13 protein-coding genes are annotated in these 16,835 nt (G+C 48.0%); 8 read left to right on the plus strand and 5 right to left on the minus strand.

Features of this window, described 5'->3' with window-relative positions; genetic code table 11:
* Positions 1-129: 129 nt before the first annotated feature.
* The gene (locus LC073_RS15565; protein ID WP_226648235.1) at positions 130-1,218 is read right to left on the minus strand and encodes a Glu/Leu/Phe/Val dehydrogenase dimerization domain-containing protein; all 1,089 of its coding nucleotides are present in this window, start codon (positions 1,216-1,218) and stop codon (positions 130-132) included.
* Positions 1,219-1,566: 348 nt separating this feature from the next.
* On the opposite strand from LC073_RS15565, the gene LC073_RS15570 reads away from it, so the two are divergent.
* The 3 genes from LC073_RS15570 (at position 1,567) to LC073_RS22005 (ending at position 6,258) form a co-directional block, all read left to right on the plus strand.
* Positions 1,567-3,534: a VacB/RNase II family 3'-5' exoribonuclease gene (locus tag LC073_RS15570; RefSeq protein WP_226648236.1), complete on the plus strand. Its 1,968-nt coding sequence runs from the start codon at positions 1,567-1,569 to the stop codon at positions 3,532-3,534.
* A 108-nt stretch (positions 3,535-3,642) separates the two neighbouring features.
* Positions 3,643-5,115: an aminoacyl-histidine dipeptidase gene (locus tag LC073_RS15575; RefSeq protein WP_226648237.1), complete on the plus strand. Its 1,473-nt coding sequence runs from the start codon at positions 3,643-3,645 to the stop codon at positions 5,113-5,115.
* Positions 5,116-5,931: 816 nt separating this feature from the next.
* Entirely contained in the window at positions 5,932-6,258 is a 327-nt protein-coding gene (locus LC073_RS22005; protein ID WP_413231454.1) for a YceK/YidQ family lipoprotein, read from the plus strand.
* A 158-nt stretch (positions 6,259-6,416) separates the two neighbouring features.
* On the opposite strand, the gene LC073_RS15580 is transcribed toward LC073_RS22005, so the two are convergent.
* From LC073_RS15580 to LC073_RS15590, 3 genes are all read right to left on the minus strand, one after another.
* Positions 6,417-7,310 carry a polysaccharide deacetylase family protein gene (locus LC073_RS15580; RefSeq protein WP_226648238.1) on the minus strand — a complete coding sequence of 298 codons (894 nt, stop codon included), beginning with the start codon at positions 7,308-7,310 and terminating at the stop codon, positions 6,417-6,419.
* On the minus strand, positions 7,310-8,182 hold the full coding sequence (locus tag LC073_RS15585) for a GNAT family N-acetyltransferase (protein ID WP_226648239.1): 873 nt from the start codon (positions 8,180-8,182) through the stop codon (positions 7,310-7,312). The genes LC073_RS15580 and LC073_RS15585 overlap by 1 nt, the downstream gene beginning before the upstream one ends.
* 100 nt (positions 8,183-8,282) lie before the next feature.
* Positions 8,283-9,365 carry a linear amide C-N hydrolase gene (locus LC073_RS15590; protein ID WP_226648240.1) on the minus strand — a complete coding sequence of 361 codons (1,083 nt, stop codon included), beginning with the start codon at positions 9,363-9,365 and terminating at the stop codon, positions 8,283-8,285.
* A 1,280-nt stretch (positions 9,366-10,645) separates the two neighbouring features.
* On the opposite strand from LC073_RS15590, the gene LC073_RS15595 reads away from it, so the two are divergent.
* The 3 genes from LC073_RS15595 (at position 10,646) to LC073_RS15605 (ending at position 12,700) form a co-directional block, all read left to right on the plus strand.
* Entirely contained in the window at positions 10,646-11,752 is a 1,107-nt protein-coding gene (locus LC073_RS15595; protein WP_226648241.1) for a hypothetical protein, read from the plus strand.
* Between the two features lie 95 nt (positions 11,753-11,847).
* Positions 11,848-12,351, plus strand: a complete 504-nt coding sequence (locus tag LC073_RS15600) for a hypothetical protein (protein ID WP_226648242.1) — start codon at positions 11,848-11,850, stop codon at positions 12,349-12,351.
* A gap of 10 nt (positions 12,352-12,361) precedes the next feature.
* A complete protein-coding gene (locus LC073_RS15605) occupies positions 12,362-12,700 on the plus strand; it encodes a hypothetical protein (protein ID WP_226648243.1) in 339 nt (112 codons plus the stop codon).
* 7 nt (positions 12,701-12,707) lie between these two features.
* Here LC073_RS15605 and LC073_RS15610 read toward each other — a convergent pair whose 3' ends face one another.
* Complete coding sequence (locus LC073_RS15610; RefSeq protein ID WP_226648244.1) at positions 12,708-12,848, minus strand: hypothetical protein; 141 nt, start codon at positions 12,846-12,848, stop codon at positions 12,708-12,710.
* A gap of 172 nt (positions 12,849-13,020) precedes the next feature.
* Here LC073_RS15610 and LC073_RS15615 point away from each other — a divergent pair, with 172 nt between their 5' ends.
* On the plus strand, positions 13,021-15,378 hold the full coding sequence (locus tag LC073_RS15615) for a TonB-dependent receptor domain-containing protein (RefSeq protein WP_226648245.1): 2,358 nt from the start codon (positions 13,021-13,023) through the stop codon (positions 15,376-15,378).
* A 191-nt stretch (positions 15,379-15,569) separates the two neighbouring features.
* On the plus strand, positions 15,570-16,700 hold the full coding sequence (locus LC073_RS15620; RefSeq protein ID WP_226648246.1) for an alkaline phosphatase family protein: 1,131 nt from the start codon (positions 15,570-15,572) through the stop codon (positions 16,698-16,700).
* Positions 16,701-16,835: the final 135 nt, after the last annotated feature.

Raw genomic sequence — 16,835 nt, forward strand, 5'->3', positions numbered from 1 at the left:
AGGTCACTACATCAACCTTGAGACAAAAAAATGGGCACTAAAGTGCCCAAATAAATACATCACAGAGAGAAGCGATGATGCCTATCACCAGGGATCAGGTCATCGGCACATCTCCCGTGCCGAATAAAGTTATGCAGCCACAGTACCGGACTTGTTCTCCGTATCACCAGTCACAGAGTGGTGTCCAAAGCGTTCTTCAGCAATACGGTCGGCCACATGCGCTGTGGTCTCACCAGTCTCATCCGCGCGCTCAAACACTTCTTTCATGGTGCTGCCAATCTCTTCGATGTGGGCTCGCACCTCTGCGGCGTCGTAGTCACCCTTTTGCTGATAGTAAACATCGATAATGCCACCGGCATTGATCACGTAATCCGGTGCATACAAAATACCTTTCTCGCGCAGAGCAGCCGCGTGGCGCTCCTCAGCCAGCTGATTATTGGCTGCACCAGCCACAGCACCCACTTTCAGGCGGGAAATGGTGTCGTCATTAAGGATGGCACCCATAGCACACGGGGCAAACAGATCCACATCCAGATCGAAAATCTCATCGGCGGTAACGGCAATAGCACCCAGCTCGGTTACTGCGCGGTCGATATTGTCTTGGAAAATATCGGTCACAAACAGCTCAGCACCGGCCTCCTTCAACAGCTTACCCAGGCGGAAGCCGACGTTACCAACGCCCTGAATGGAAACCTTTAGACCTGCGAGGTCAGTTTTGCCCCAGCGGTGCTCAACCGCAGCCTTAAGGCCGACAAACACACCGTATGCTGTGGAGGGAGAAGGGTCGCCGCCGTACTCAGAGCCCGCAAACAGGCCGGATACGTACTCGGTGGTCTCACCGATAATGCTCATATCGGCAACACTGGTACCGGAATCCTCTGCGGTGATATATCGGCCGCCCAGGGTATTGATGAATTCACCCATGGCACGCAGCAACTCAGGAGTTTTTTCTTTGCGTGGATCGCCGATGATGACTGATTTACCGCCGCCCAGCTTCAAACCTGCCATAGCGGACTTATAGGTCATCCCACGGGACAGGCGCAGAACATCATTCAAAGCCTCACCGTCATCGGCGTATGGCCACATGCGGCAGCCACCCAGGGAGGGACCTAAATTCGTATTGTGAACCGCGATGATTGCCTTGAGGCCACTCTTAGCATCTTGGTAAAACGCCACTTGTTCGTGTTTATCGTAGGCGGAATGGGAAAAAATACTCATTAACTGTTCCTCTCCGGAAGGCCGGTTCTACAGCTGGGGAACAACCACAGCCCTTATCTGTTTTTATTTAGGGGTAAGATTATATCTAGCTTCGGCAGATAAAGTTTGCATATTTTGCACAGAACAGCGCTGTAATAGCTAAATTCTCACACAAATTATCATCTTTTAGGATAATTAACCTTGCGGAAATATAGAGGGCCGTATAGTCATCAATCTTGACTGCTACTTCAACCTAGTACCTTTGCGCTGAATCAAACTGGGATATTTTCTCTTACCCCAGCACCCTGTTACCCGCTTCACCCTGGTCTGGTAGAATCCGCGCCTAAATCGACCCGAGAGATAAACTCGATGCTGAATGCCGACGCTCTGAAACAACTTTCACAACTGAAAACAGATATTCGCTCCAGTAAGGAGTTTGCCGAGGGCCGGGTTCGCGGCAGCAACGGCAAATTTGGCTTTGTGGAGCTGGAGGATGGACGCGAGGCTTTTTTGCCTCCCAACGAGATGGAACGGGTTTTCCCGGGTGATCGTGTTCGCGTCAGCCTCAGCGAGGAAAAGAAGGGCAAGCTCAGCGCTGAGCTGGATGCCCTGATCGACAGCCAGCTGGATTATCTGGTGGGGCAATATGTACAGCGGGGCCAAGGGCATTTTATTCAGCCCAGCCAAAACGGACTGTCGCGCTGGATCTTCCTGCCACCCAAGGCCCGCGGCAAGGCCCAGCCCGGTGAATTTATCGCCTGCAAAATCAATCGACATCCCTTTAAAGATGGCCGCGCCCAGGCAAAAGTGGAAGCGGTCATTGGCAAACCCGATATTCCCGGTATTGAGCATGCCTATGTGGTAGCGCAATTCAAACTGCCCGAGCAGTTTGGCCAGGCGGCACAAACCCAGGCACAAGAAATCAGCGCGCGACTCTCCTCAGTCATCGCTGAACGCCAGGATCTTTCCGAGTTGGGCTTTGCCACTATCGATGCGGAAAGCACCCTCGATATGGATGACGCTCTCGCCGTCAGCACAAGCGATGGCGGTTGGACCCTGCATATTGCCATCGCCGACCCCTCCAGTGTAATTGAGGCCGACAGCGCCCTGGACAAAGAGGCTTTCGAGCGCGCTCACAGCCAGTACCTGCCCGGTGAAACCCTACCGATGTTGCCGCGCAACCTGTGTGAAGATCTGTTCTCCCTAGTGCCTGGAGAACCACGCCCAGCCCTGGTGGTTCATATCGATATCAACAGTGATGGCAGCCTTGGCGAAAGCCGCTACGAGTATGCCGCGATCAGCTCTCAGCACAAGCTGAGCTACATCCAGGTGAGCCAGTTTATCGAGGGCGACGAATCCGCTGTACCGGAAGAGCAGAAACAAAGCCTGCGCAACCTGGCTGCCGTTTATGAAGCCCGCTCTGCTTATCGCGCAAGTCATTCTCTGGCGATGGAAGACCGCCCTGACTACGAAATTCACCTCGACGACAAACGCAAGATCGCACGTATCGAAAAGCAGGAGCGCAATGTTGCTCAGCGCATGGTGGAAGAAGCCATGCTCGCTACCAATATCAGCATCGGCGGCAAGCTGGCAGAACTGCAACAGGGCTGTTTCTCGGTACACCTGGGCTTCCGCGAGGAGCGCATGGGTGAAGTACGCAGCCTCCTAAAGGAATTACTGCCCGAGCATGCAGAGCAAGACCTCAGCGAGCTGCCGCATTACCTGGCCCTGGTTAAGCAGCTGGAAAACCATGACGATGCTCAGATGCAAAACTTGCTGGCGGTACTGAAACGTATGCTGCGCCCAGGCCAGCTAGACAACAAAGCTGGGGCACATCTGGGCCTGGGTCTTGAATCCTACGCTACCGTGACCTCTCCTATCCGCAAGTACAATGACCTGCACAACCACCGGGTACTGCGTGCCGCCCTACAGGGCAACACTGCTGTGGCGCTGAGCGATGAGCAGATCGAATCCCTGCAGGAAAGCCTGGTCCGCGGCCGTCAGGCCAATCGCGCCCTCGAACAATGGCTTTATACCCAGTTTATGCAGGACAAAGTTGGACAAGAGTTCACCGGCAAGATCACCCTGGTCAATGGTGCCGGGCTCGGTGTGCGTCTGGATGAATTTGGAATCGATGGGTTTGTTCGCCTAAACGGGGATAAAAAGAATCTACCGAATTTTGACGGCAAGCACCTGACCCTCACCTACAACGAGCAAAGTTTCCAGCTAGAGCAGGCTATTAAGGTCAAAGTTTCCTCTGTAGATGTCGATAAACGCCGTATCTCTCTCGAGCTCATACAGGAGAGCTCGCCGGGCGACACCGCTGCGGATAAATAAGCCCCAAAGAGCCCGGCACCCGCTGGGCTCTTTACTGTTATGCCCAAACCGCCCCATTTTTAGGGCAGTGCATAAAGCCAACCCAATAACAATCACTCGAGGCCACCAATGAGCAATATTGCTGAGCTGAACCCCACACCACTATGGAAACACTTCGCCAAGCTCTGTGAAATCCCCCGTCCATCCAAGCATGAAGATCGCGTTGTCGAATACATTGTGGATTTTGCCAAGAATCGTGGTTTAGAGGTTCAGCTCGACGAAATCGGAAATGTCATCCTAAAAAAGCCGGCCACACCCGGCATGGAAAACCGCAAGACATTGGCCCTGCAAAGCCACGTAGATATGGTGCCGCAGAAAAATGCCGATACAGACCATGATTTTCTGACAGACCCCATCAAACCCTATATCGATGGCGAGTGGGTTACCGCCGAAGGTACCACCCTGGGCGCCGACAATGGAATCGGAGTAGCCGCTATCCTCGCCCTAATGGAATCCACAGAGATCCCCCATCCGGCCCTGGAAGCACTACTGACCATTGATGAAGAAGCGGGCATGACCGGGGCCAAAAACCTAAAACCCGGTTATTTCGAAGCAGACTTGCTGCTGAATCTCGACACTGAAGATGAAGGGGAGCTCTACATCGGTTGCGCCGGTGGGGTTGATGTTAATGTCACCTTGCCTTACAGCGCCGAACCGTTGATGGCTGATGCTGTGGCTTTTAAACTGGCAGTGCGTGGTCTGCGCGGAGGACACTCAGGCCTGGATATCGACAAGGGCCGCGGTAATGCCAATAAAATCGCCAACCGCATTATTGATATCGCCCTTCGATCCATCCCCCAATTACGTATTGCCAACCTCGACGGTGGCAGCCTGCGCAATGCTATTCCGCGTGAGTTCTTCAGTACTCTGATCGTACCTGGCAACGCGCAGAAACAGCTTCAAGAAATTGTTAAGAATGAGAGCGCTCAAATTGCTCGCGAACTCGATAACGAAGCAGCTCTGGAAATCTGCTTAGAAGTAACCGAAGAACCGGCGAATGTCATGGACGAAGCGAGTCAACTGAAGTTAATTCGTGCTATTCGCGCTTGCCCCAACGGTGTAGAGCGTATGAGTACCGCTCTGGAGGGTATTGCCGACACATCTAACAACTTGGCCCGTGTGGTCACCCTGGAAAAAGACGGTCAACACCAAGTACATATCCAGTGCCTGGTGCGCAGCCTGTCCGACAGCGCCAGAGATCAGCACGGACTCGATGTCGCCGCCACTTTCGAACTCGCCGGCGCACAAGCCAAACTGGATAATGCCTATCCCGGCTGGACACCAAACCCTACATCACCACTTCTTGCCATGATGAGGGAGGTTTATAAGGAAATGACAGGGGAAAATGCAGAAGTAAAAGTCATCCACGCCGGCCTGGAATGTGGACTTTTAGCCAAACCATACCCCAACTGGGATATGGTCTCCTTCGGCCCCACTATCCGCCGTGCCCATTCACCCGAAGAGAGAGTGCATATCCAGAGCGTGGCCAACTTCTGGGATTACTTTATTAAAGTTGTGCAGGCTATTCCGGCTGGTCACTAGTTAGGTGCTTAGCCCATTGACTGATTTCTAGCAGCACTCTTCCTATTAATTGCCTGCCCGCCAGAACCTATTTCTGAGGGCAGGCAATACCTACCAGCCAACTCGAACCAAAAGGTTCAGTCGACCTTATCAACTTCAGCTTTTGGTGCGCCAAGAAATTAATAGAATATATTTTATTTTATAGAAGTCGTGCATTTTTTTATAAAACTCTTACACCAAATAAATAGCCACGGAACTTTCCCAGAATGCTATAGGTCAATACCATCGCCTTAACAAAACACGGAAGAAACAATGAAAGGTTTGATTTTTGCCTACCCCCCTTTCGTATCCACACCTGTAAATTCAAGTAACCGTATTGACCTAGGCACACAATATGTCTGGCAGGCTTATATGATGGCCTAACAAGCATAAACTACTTAACTATCACCTGGCCCAACACTCATTATGTCGTGACCGCCTCGTTGACAATGTAAACAAGAGATAAACATAGAATGATCTAAAACCTGCATCCAACCCCCTAGACCTACCAAAATGACAATAGAAATAATTTGAGAATATTACACCTATAAAAGCAAAGCTTTCTTTCCCTACCAACAAACAACAAGTGATCATCAGGATTTAAGAGAAAAAGGAGCCCTGAAATATCAAAGGATCTCACACTTATTTCTTAATGAACATGATCAACCCAACCTCTTAAGCAGTATGTACCAGGAAGGGCTCTACTAAAGGCAAACAAAGATAGCTCACTCACAGATCATGTAGAATTAAAACTACAGTTTAGCTATCATTTCTAAATATTTTAAGGGAATAATATCAATGAGAAGTCTAACCTTGGCTCTTTGCTCGCTTTTACTAACAGGATGTGGGACTTTCACCACCCTCTCCAGCACAGATCGTGAAATTTCTGCAAATTTGAAAAGGCAGAAGTCCAACTGTGAATTCATTCCAAGAGTCTACAGCGGGCTTTCTTACAATATGTGTAAAATGCATTCAGATAGCGAATCGATCAATGTCGACCTACTTCTTGGCGTGTACCTCTTAGATAGCGTACTATCTACCGCAACTGATACAGCTGTACTTCCATTTACAATCTACAAACAACAAAAGGAAGGAAACATTTCAGTCGCTAGCGGTCAGTATTGACAGTAGCAATTTCACCAAACAAAAAAAGATATTAGTCAGCTGGCAGAACTATAGATCCTCGATAGCTGCCAGCTCCTTTCCAACAAGAAACACCCACCCAAAAATTCCAATAGGTGTTACGCCACCAGGGATATTATGAGATTAGTCGTTCACCCTTTCTAAGGCGGATACTGAGAAATCCAATGTCTGGCAATATCTGCCCTCCGGCAAATCCATACTTTTTCGAAACCCTGAATATAATCTAGGAAACGGAGCAAAGCCATGGCTCGAGCCGGGTGACCGCTGATACGACTATGCAATCCAACCGTCAACATTTTTGCCTGACTCTCCCCCTCCAGCCAGAGAAGATCAAAACTATCCTTTAAAAGATGGAAAAAATCATTCGCCGAGGCGCAACCGTTTGGAAGAAGATATCGAACATCATTACTTACAAGGGTATAGGGAATAATTAACCAAGGATTTGGCGTATTGCTCCAATAAGGTAAGTCATCACTGTAGGAGTCCGAATTATACAGCAAGCCCGGTATCTCCCCGAGGAGTCTACGTGTGTTTACACTAGTGCGGCCGATATACCAGCCAATTTCTTTCTCTCCAATCAGTCTTTCAATGCTTTTACGCGTTTTTCTTATATGTTCACGCTCAACCTCTTCGCCAATGTGCCGATAATCTAACCAGCGATACCCATGTCCAGCGAGCTCATGACCGGCAGCTACCAATGTTTTTGCAAGTATTGGGTTTAATTCCAGAGCCAACCCACAGGCAAATACCGTTAGCGGGAGATTATTGGAATTAAAAATATTAAGAATACGCCATACACCTGCCCGACTACCATACTCATACATGCTTTCAACACTGAGGTCTCTTCCCCCTAAGCGTGGCTCCCTACCGAAAAGTTCATGTAGATAGGCTTCGGATTGACTATCACCATTTAAAACACAAGATTCAGCGCCCTCCTCAATATTCAGCACAAATTGAACGGCTATCCTGGCTCCATTCGGCCACTTGGGGTCTGGGGGATACCCAGCATAGCCCTCCAGATCGCGCTCATTCATCAACCTAACTCAAAAGTAGTCACGCCAAAAACTCGCTCATTAGCAATATCAGGCTTAGAACCAAGGTACATACGCGCACAACCGAAAACCTCTTTCATGTTATATTTTTTTACCAAGGCCATAGCTTCTGGATTATTTTCTGGCACATCCAAAAATATTGGACCACCTTCCACAGAGCTGGATAACTCTCTCAATAGAGCTTCGGCCAATTCACCGTTGTTGGCAAATAAGGGCCCCACCTTATAACCATCTGCACAGCGACGAATAACGCCATAACCGCAGAGTTTCCCCAATTGCATCAGACCCAGAGCCTGGGTTCCCTCCTGACTCAACCAAGTACGCAAGAATTTCTCCCTGCGCGCAGGGAAGCAGGTCAGGTCATATTGCAATAGCTGATCAAAAGGAATATCAGCGAGAGGACAAATCTCATAATCCCTAGCACCATTTATAGCTTTGCTTAGAGGTTCATCCATACTGAAGCGCAAGTTGCGATGGGAGAATTCAAAACCTCCTTCCCCATAGAAATCCTGCATTTGAAATGCGGCATCCAGACCCACGGAGGCTCCCGGAGTTAATCGCTCAAGCATTCGCTGACGACGGTGATACCAGAGCTTACGACCAAATCCCAACCCGCGATATTCCGGTTTTACGATGAAAAACCCCATAAAGCCATACTTGCCTTCATAAGAGGTAATGGAGCCCCCACCAATCATATTTTCCTGAACCAGTGCAGCGATAAATGCTTCTGAATCCGCTTGCCAAAAAGCTTCAGCGTCATGTACTCCCGGGTTCCAACCCTCTTGAGCCGCCCAGTTCACCAAGACATCGACTTCAGGGCGCTGCATATTGCGCATGGTCATTGTATCTTGCATATCCACCCCTATTTATAAGAACGCAATCTAGCGTACTCTCGAAAGCTTACTTTAAAACCTACCTTAAGGCCCACCAACAATGGCTTCCTTTCAAGAAAGCTTAACTTTTTGGTGCAAGAAATTTAAAAGGTGTTGCTGGTTTTAATTGCGAAGAGATCTCCCCCCCAATATCGCTGGGAGTATCCATCTTCATGGATAAAACCTTCGCCCCATTTTTGAAATCTAAATTACTGAAGTCCAACCATACCACCGAGGGATTAATCACAGAATCAAAGTAATAACGCATCTTCTTTTGATCTATTACTGAACGCCATAGTGTCGAAGCAATATTAGGCTTCCCTGGACTACTCATCCCCAAAGGCACACTGATGGCGCGCACCTGAGAAAATACAGAGGCAATTGCATCGCGGTGGTCTTTAAATTTTGGGGAAGACTTAAGAGCAAAACTGGCACGAACAAATCGATCAGCAGCACTTATGGTTCCCGGCAAAAAATTATCACCACCTATTTGACTCCAGTATGTATTAATTGCAAGCTGCTGATCATATACCGGAGAATTCGTCATCACCTTGTATTGTTTACCATGGTGTACTTGTAACTTCCCATTGATATACTCGAATATGGCTGAATCTCCACTGGGATCAGAGATCGCAAGATGAGCCGAGGCAGGAGTCCCATCAGGTAGATTAGTTCCCACCACTGTAAACGGGTCAGCCTCCATGGCCCTAACTACTTCATCAACGGTTGCGTAATTATCCAGAATATATTGAAGCCAGGCCCCAACCGAGATTGTAGGCTTACCACGTTTTTTTGGATTTCCATAATCAGCTTCAGCCAGATAGAGAAGATTTCCTACTAATCCAGCCTCATTAAGCCCATCGGAAGTTGCCGCTTCATAAATGCTGATCACCACCGAGCCATATTTCGAAGTCCAGGTTATTGACCCCTCTCCCACACCTCCATTCCTTTGCATACCCTTAGGAAACAACCAAAAGTCCATCGCCGCCTTGGTATCACTCCAGTCCATGCTGCGACCAGTAATATAATCTCCATCACCTGATTCATAAAAAATTCTAGTGCAGGCACTGGCCTCACCCAGACTCAAGCCAATAGTTACAGCCAAAGCACCGCCCAACAGGTTACGAGCAAATTTTTTGGCGACTACTTTTTTATTGATATCCATATCTTAAAATTCCTCTTGAATATTTCCCCGCATAGTGACGAATTACTTCACAACCCCTATTCGAGGCCAATCAAACAATCTTCAAAGGCCAATTCTAGCTTTAGCAGGCAAGAATAAACGGCCCAAAGAGGAAAGGGGCGAAACTGATTCAACTAAATACCCCCATCTAACCGTACCCCCCTAAAAAGGCGCTTAAATGCTTATATTTAAAGCAACTCATAGCAATTCTAGCGGTAGTTCTAGCAACCCAATTCTGCAGGAAGATATGACTCCTTTAAAATGAGATAAATATCAGTGCATTATTTCATCCACAATTAATCATTGATTATGTATGATTAAACTATGTTTGGCAGCACATCCTTCTTAATACTTTTTCGCGTACAAGCTACTGTAATACCCACCTCTATAAAGCCGATTAGCAAGATTACCAACCCTCTGTAGCCAATCAAAAGGACGAGGCTTTTTAACCCAACAGGATGGCTGGTTATAAATTTTAATGACAATAAAGAAGCTATATTTTACCGAAATAAACTCGACCTCAAGCTATTTGTTGAATCAGAGACACCGCCATTAAGGTTTGCTCACCCCCACCTACCTCAACAAAAATACATGGGAATCTGGCGTCCACTAACTTCCCCCAATGCACTCGTGAACAGGTTGGCAGTCAAGCTGCTAGCCAGCCCTGTGTGGTTATTTGCACACGACTTGATAGTGAATATCAACACCTGGCAAATAATGGAACAGATTCCACTAAAGGCAGACTCGCAGATCTCAATGCCAAAACCTCGCACCTTGAAGATCTTAATGGGAATAAGTTTGCTCTTGTACAACTGAAACTAGATGTAGTTGATTAATCTGTTTCTTCTATCAAGCTTGCCACTACTAGCACTTATCTGGGGTGGCAATAATCACTATTCCTACATCTCTGTGCCCAGTATCATCATCTAAGGCCACCATCAGAGTACAATCCCTATTGTTGAAAAACTTCCTGTTTACAACTCTTCTTCTATCACATATAAATCGAACAAGACTCACTCTATAAGTACCAAGTCCCATAATTATCACGCCTCTTGATCTGGTTAACGTTTATCCCAGATTGAAATTGCGGCACTGGGATATGCCACGGATAGCCCTGCACCGGTGCGCTAGAGACAAAGGAAGTTTGTTTCTTAACATAATATCAATCGAAAAAATAAACGGTCTTTACAGGCCATTGAACTCCGGGCGTTAACTCCAAGAAAGAACAAACCCGTGGGTCAAAACAATCATTGGAAAGTATCATGAAAAGAAACCTGATTATGCTGGTCCCAGGGCTTACCAGGGTCACCAGCACTGCACAACTTTCAGAGTTTACCGAGGGCTTGATTGCAGCCAGTGAACGCATGCCGCTCGCCCATATAGCCGCCCCCTCAATCCCCCCAGGGGTTCAACGCCTGCGAACCACCACAGCTGGGCAAGAGATGGAACTGGATTTGGTTGAAGCCTACTGGAACGACCTGGTACCCAGCATCACCCAACAAACACTAAAGACACGCCTGGCCAGGGGTTTCTCGCTCATTTGGTTCTGGCTCGCAAACCTGCATATATGGAAAGGGGTATTGCGGCGTAAGTACCTCACTTTTGGCCTAACCCTATCTGCACTAGCCTTCACTGTTTGGTACCTGGGTACCATTATCTTATTTGTGGAAGCTATAGAACCCTCGGCGGATAGCCCATTCTTCTCTCTGGTCGAGGAAATAAAAAAGTCTGTTGAATATATAGGCGGTTGGCGGATCTGGGCAGTGGCAACAGCCGTTGTAGCCCTGATGCCGGTTTCCCTGCTGGTGGACATCTCGGATTTCTGTAAGCGCTACTTAACGAATGAACCTGCAGCCCGTGGCAAACCCGCAGTACGCTTTGAGATTATTCGGCGCGTACGCGAGCAGCTGCAAAGTAGCCTTGCCCTGGGGGATTATGAATCGGTGACCATCGTTGGCCATAGTTTTGGTAGCGTCGTCACCGTGGACCTGTTTGCAGATCTCCCCTCCTTCGGTATTCCTGTGCGTATTCTAACTATGGGTTCTTTAATCGAAGTTCTAGGTAAGCAGGCTCCCTGGCTGCAAAATGAAGTTCTGGAATTATCCCGGCGCGATGACTTGATCGAATGGATTGATATCAAATCCCACTCAGACTGGTTTGCCAGTGGCTCAGCCGTACCAAAAGTGCATAATTGTTATGAGAAGGTAATCGGCTCCTATGGTACTTTCCCAGATAAAATTGCAGCGAAAGTGCACTCGCGCTATTTCGACAACCAGGAAGCGGTCAGGCTTCTGTTGTCATATTTTGAGCGACAGGAATCCCTCAAGGTTGATTCGACTGAAAGTGAATCAGCCATGGAGCCGGCCTAACGTAATATGAAAAATGGCAGCAATCCAAACAGCTGCTACTAACTCATAATAGAAACCACAATACCTACAACATGCCAACAGCAAGGAGTGTGCAGATGTTGTCCAACCCATCCCAGATAGCTTCAGCTCTGTTTTACATAGTTCTAGCTCTAGTCATCAGCGGCTGTTCCCAGCTGGCTCCCAGATACGATGCGGAACTCTATTCAGACTTAACCGAGGTGAACGCTGAAATCCTGCAGTTCTTTTCCTCGGTTTCCTACGGCACTAGTAAAGACTCTTATACGGAGAGAAATCAAACTTACCACGCATTAATTGGCAAGATTGATGCCCTGGCAATGCAATCTAACACTCGGCCAATCCCGAATAAGGATACACTCAAAAAAATCAACAATTATCTCAATTCCACTGGAGCTGATATCGCCTTCAACGAACAGCCACCCAGTGTCGATTCTCTGGAAAAAATTTCCATTAGCCTAAATCGCATGCGTAAAGAAGATGAGGACAAAGGGCTTCGCGCTACAGTTGTGGCTCTTTTCAAAAATGAAATCGTAATTTCTATGGACCAGGCTCTAACCTACGAATCATTCCTAAACCGCTGAGGACTTTGCCATGATACTGGACGTAGCCCAATTGATATCCGATATAAAAGATGCAGCCTCTACCGTTATCGAGCATGACGTCACTGAAATTCGCGGTTTTTCAGATCGTCAGTTATCCGCTCTGGCTTTACAGGCAAAAATGATTGCCAAAGCCATTACCGAAGGGGAAATTGATGATGATCTAAGAGATTATTTTTTGGACTCTATTGAGGAAATGGCCTTGAATTTTGCCAAAACTCTGCGTGGCCTCCTCGCCATAACCATAGAGAAAGTCTGGAACGCAGTAGTGCGAGTAATTTGGAATGCACTTGAAGCTTGCACTGGAATTTCTCTGAAAATCGCCTCCTGATTGCTCATTAGCCACCCTTCCCGCAGCTGAGATGTATCATCTGTGGGGAGGGGCCAAACACAGCTCCGTTACGTTTATACTGAGCTTTTTTCACACTCTCATTAATCCCTTCTGAACCCATTTCCTTGCGTTCTTCAATCGCCTGCATCAGCCCCCTCCTGAATCCGAGACTATCCCTATCTCTACACAATTTGGTCAAAAGAGTTTCATGAGTCTGTCAGGAATTTTTCATCGGAAGCCGTCAATGTACGCGCAAAACGCGTCGGGCATATAAATACCCCGCGCCGGAAATAATTTGATAACAACAAAAGAGTTGCCCGATGAAAACCAGAAGAACTTGCTTGGCTTCGGCCATTGCTATTATCACTCTGACCAACGCAAATCCTTTAATAGCGCAGCAGGCTAGTAGTGACCAAATAGATGAAGTGGTTGTTTTAGGGGCAGGCGCTACTTTTAACAGCAGTGAAGTCTCCGAAGCTATGCGCAAACAGCAGTCCTCTATAACCAGCGTAAATGCGTTGATCGACAATCTGCCCGGAGTCTCTGTCAATGAAGGTGATACTTACGGTTTTGATGACTGGTCTACCAATATCAGCGTGCGGGGATTTAGCAACAGTCTGGATGAGCAGCAAATCGGTACTACCATAGATGGCATTCCCAATGGCGGGTCCAATTATGGCGGGGGCTCCAAGGCAAATCGCTTCGTAGATCCCGCCAATATCGGCTCGGTAGAAGTATCCCAAGGTACCGCAGACATTGCCTCTCGCTCCCATGAAGCCCTAGGTGGCACAATCGATTACCGCACTGACGACCCGAGCGATCACCGCCGCAGCCGCATGGAACTTGCCGCAGGGGAATTCGATGCGAGACGCCTCTACTACCGTTTCGATACCGGCACCTTTGCCGGCAATAGTAAAGCCTGGATTTCCTATTCCACTCAGGAAACCACCGACTGGATCACTGAAACGGCCGAGAATGAACGTGAGCATATCGCCGCTAAACTGGTAAGCGGATCGGAGAGAGGCTCTATCAAAGCTTATATTTCCTACGATGATATTCACGAGGACAATTACCAGCGGGTTTACTCAAATGCACAATTTGAAGAACACCCAGAAAATGATTTCCTCAATGGCGAATGGACCGGGGTTCCTTATAACGATCAACTCTATCGCCGCGGCTGGTCCACCATCCGCGAGAACCTGCTGGCCTACACCCAATTAGATTTTGACCTATCTGACCAACTTAATGTAGAAGGGGGAATCTACTATCACCGCAATGAAGGACGCGGAGACTGGATACCCCCTTATCTGGTCAATATCACTGATGATGGCAATAACGGCCAATCCGAGTTCCTCGGGGGGACCATAGCAACTGGAGGTACACAACTAGAAAAGATTTATTTTGTAGATGCCAGAGGCAATGCTCTCACGCCTGAGGAAAATTGCCCCTTCTCAGTGAATAATATTTATGGCCCTTCTGGGAAGGAATACGATCCGCGCTGCTATTCCGCTGACGCCATCCCCGTAATGTCTTATCGCCATACGCATTATGAAAAAGAACGCGCAGGCCTAACTCTGGATTTTACCTACAATAGCCACATTGCCGGTTATGAAAATACCCTGCGCGGCGGAATCTGGTATGAAGATGCCACCCGTGATGAATACCGTGACTGGCATAAGATCAGCGATGCCAGCCAAGGAGCCGGCTTCGATGCCACCTTCTATTGGATTCAGTACGATCGCAGCTACCCTCAGGAAACCCAAAAGTGGTACCTGCAAGATGCTCTCACCATTGATACTGTCACCTTGACCCTGGGGGCCAAGCAGTTCTTTGTGGATGTAGAGCGCAAAGATTTATTTAATGAATCCCCTAATGCAGATATCAATTCAGACTCCGATATCCTGATATCTACCGGCCTAATCTGGGAAACTCCTGTAGAGGGTATCGTGTTATTTGCCGGTTATGCCGAAAACTTTAAGGCCATTAGCGATAGTATCCTGGAACGACCAGAATCCGATTTGGATAACATTGAACCAGAAACTTCCGAAACTATCGAAATCGGCCTGCGCTATGCCGGTGATAATCTGACCTTAACCAGCACCTATTTCAAAAATGAGTTTGAAAATCGTATCATTTTCCTGGATAACAACAGTGCCAGCGGCCAAAACTACTTGATCGGCACCAATGGCACTTACTTTAACGCCGGGGGAATTGAATCCAGTGGCTTGGAGTTATCACTGAATTACGACATCAGTGATTCGCTAAACCTTTATAGTTCCTATACCCAGATCGACGCCACCTATATCGGTACAGGTGATGCCACCGTGGACGAAACATTGGGTCTCACCCCTGGTAATGATGTTGTAGGTATTGCCGATCACCTGCTCGTAATTGGCCTGGATTGGAATTCAGAAATCTTCTACGGTGGTATCTCCAGTAAATATACCGGAGATCGCCATGTTGACCTGGACAACACCTGGGTAGCCGACGCCTATATGGTGACCGATGCCTACCTCGGCTTGGATCTAGTAGATCTCAACCCGGCCCTCAGTGGGTTGAACCTTAATCTTGTAGTCAACAACCTATTTGATGAGGATTACCTGGGCACAGTGGTATCCGGAGGAGCCTGGATAGGCGCACCACGCACTGTTTCCCTATCTACCACCCTAGAATTCTAAATCTGCACCCGGCTCCAGGCACCTCTTCATTGGCTGCCTGGAGCCTATCCGCGCAAACCTTCAATAATCGCCAAGTTAATCCATTCACTTCTTTGTCAGCCGGGTTAATATCTATAAGCGCCCAGCGGTTCTAAGGCACATTACCAAGCAAAGAATAAATAATTAGGACTATGCCCGTAAAGGACTCCTTAATGAAAGCATTTCTCATAACTCTATTGGCAATGGCAATTTCTACTGCCTCTTATGCCGCAGACAACCTGGTCCTTGTAACCATCGATGGCCTTCGCTGGCAAGAGGTGTTCAATGGATACGACCCTGAGCTTATCGATCACAAAAAATATACCGAAAATAAACAGCAATTGATTAAGCGCTTTGGCGGCAAATCTGTAGAAGAAAAACGCAAACAGTTATTGCCTTTTTTGTGGAGCACTGTAGAACAAAAAGGAACATTAGTTGGCAATCGTCATAAAAATTCCCTGGCCAATATCACTAACGGCTGGTGGTTTTCCTACCCTGGATATAATGAAATTTTAACCGGACGTGCGGATCCAAAAATAAATTCCAATGATCCAGTACCCAATTTAAATATCACCTTTCTTGAATGGCTCAATAGCAAACCTCATTTTAAAAATCACGTGGCCGTTTTTGGCAGCTGGGGAGCTTTCTCAGCCATTATCAACCGTGAACGCAGCGGTGTTTTTATCAATGCTGGACTAGAAACAGCAGACTGGCCACACCTTTCACAACGCGCTCGATTTCTTAATGAGCTTCAGGAACAATTACCGGTGTTCTGGCCCGATGTAAGACCCGACGCCTTTACCTGGGGGCTGGCCAAGGAATACTTAATTCAGAAGAAACCCAGAGTACTGTATATCGCCCTGGGAGAAACCGATGATTTTGCCCACGATGAGCAGTATCACCAATACCTAGATTCAGCCCACCGCAGCGATGCTATCCTGGCCGACCTGTGGAAGACTTTGCAATCCATTGAAGGCTATAGGGACAATACCAATTTGATCATTACAGTAGATCATGGACGCGGCAATGCAGCTGAGGCATGGCCGCACCACGCCAGTGGCCCAGCCCTAACCCAATACTTCGGTAATGCCGATCATCCACATAAAGATGGCATACCCGGGTCCGATGAAATCTGGCTGGCAACCCTGGGCCCGGACTTTAAAAGATTTGGGGAGCTATCTGGCGGCCCTACTCTTTACCAGAACCAAGTGGCCGCAACCGCGCTGCAGCTTCTGGAACTCAACCCCGAGGACTTTCATAGGGAAGCGGGCCCTGTTATGGCCAGTCTTCTAAAGGAAAAATAACCTACAGCCACCGGGGGAGCGCCCATACTCCCCCTATTCCCTTTACACTCCAACCCAACTCAAGAGACGCACAAAAAATAGGCAATTCGTCTTTTGGAAACAGCTCACTAGCTGCAACGGCCCAGTTTCCGCATA

Source organism: Microbulbifer variabilis (assembly GCF_020524905.1).
In the GTDB taxonomy this organism is placed as follows: domain Bacteria; phylum Pseudomonadota; class Gammaproteobacteria; order Pseudomonadales; family Cellvibrionaceae; genus Microbulbifer; species Microbulbifer variabilis_A.

What these genes read in the sequence shown, in the direction of transcription:
- LC073_RS22005 (WP_413231454.1), top strand. Translation starts at nt 5,932, where the DNA reads ATGAGAAGTCTAACCTTGGCTCTTTGCTCGCTTTTACTAACAGGATGT.
- LC073_RS15590 (WP_226648240.1), bottom strand. Translation starts at nt 9,365, where the DNA reads ATGGATATCAATAAAAAAGTAGTCGCCAAAAAATTTGCTCGTAACCTG.
- LC073_RS15600 (WP_226648242.1), top strand. Translation starts at nt 11,848, where the DNA reads ATGTTGTCCAACCCATCCCAGATAGCTTCAGCTCTGTTTTACATAGTT.
- LC073_RS15610 (WP_226648244.1), bottom strand. Translation starts at nt 12,848, where the DNA reads ATGCAGGCGATTGAAGAACGCAAGGAAATGGGTTCAGAAGGGATTAAT.
- LC073_RS15595 (WP_226648241.1), top strand. Translation starts at nt 10,646, where the DNA reads ATGAAAAGAAACCTGATTATGCTGGTCCCAGGGCTTACCAGGGTCACC.
- LC073_RS15605 (WP_226648243.1), top strand. Translation starts at nt 12,362, where the DNA reads ATGATACTGGACGTAGCCCAATTGATATCCGATATAAAAGATGCAGCC.
- LC073_RS15585 (WP_226648239.1), bottom strand. Translation starts at nt 8,182, where the DNA reads ATGCAAGATACAATGACCATGCGCAATATGCAGCGCCCTGAAGTCGAT.
- LC073_RS15570 (WP_226648236.1), top strand. Translation starts at nt 1,567, where the DNA reads ATGCTGAATGCCGACGCTCTGAAACAACTTTCACAACTGAAAACAGAT.
- LC073_RS15620 (WP_226648246.1), top strand. Translation starts at nt 15,570, where the DNA reads ATGAAAGCATTTCTCATAACTCTATTGGCAATGGCAATTTCTACTGCC.
- LC073_RS15565 (WP_226648235.1), bottom strand. Translation starts at nt 1,218, where the DNA reads ATGAGTATTTTTTCCCATTCCGCCTACGATAAACACGAACAAGTGGCG.
- LC073_RS15575 (WP_226648237.1), top strand. Translation starts at nt 3,643, where the DNA reads ATGAGCAATATTGCTGAGCTGAACCCCACACCACTATGGAAACACTTC.
- LC073_RS15580 (WP_226648238.1), bottom strand. Translation starts at nt 7,310, where the DNA reads ATGAATGAGCGCGATCTGGAGGGCTATGCTGGGTATCCCCCAGACCCC.
- LC073_RS15615 (WP_226648245.1), top strand. Translation starts at nt 13,021, where the DNA reads ATGAAAACCAGAAGAACTTGCTTGGCTTCGGCCATTGCTATTATCACT.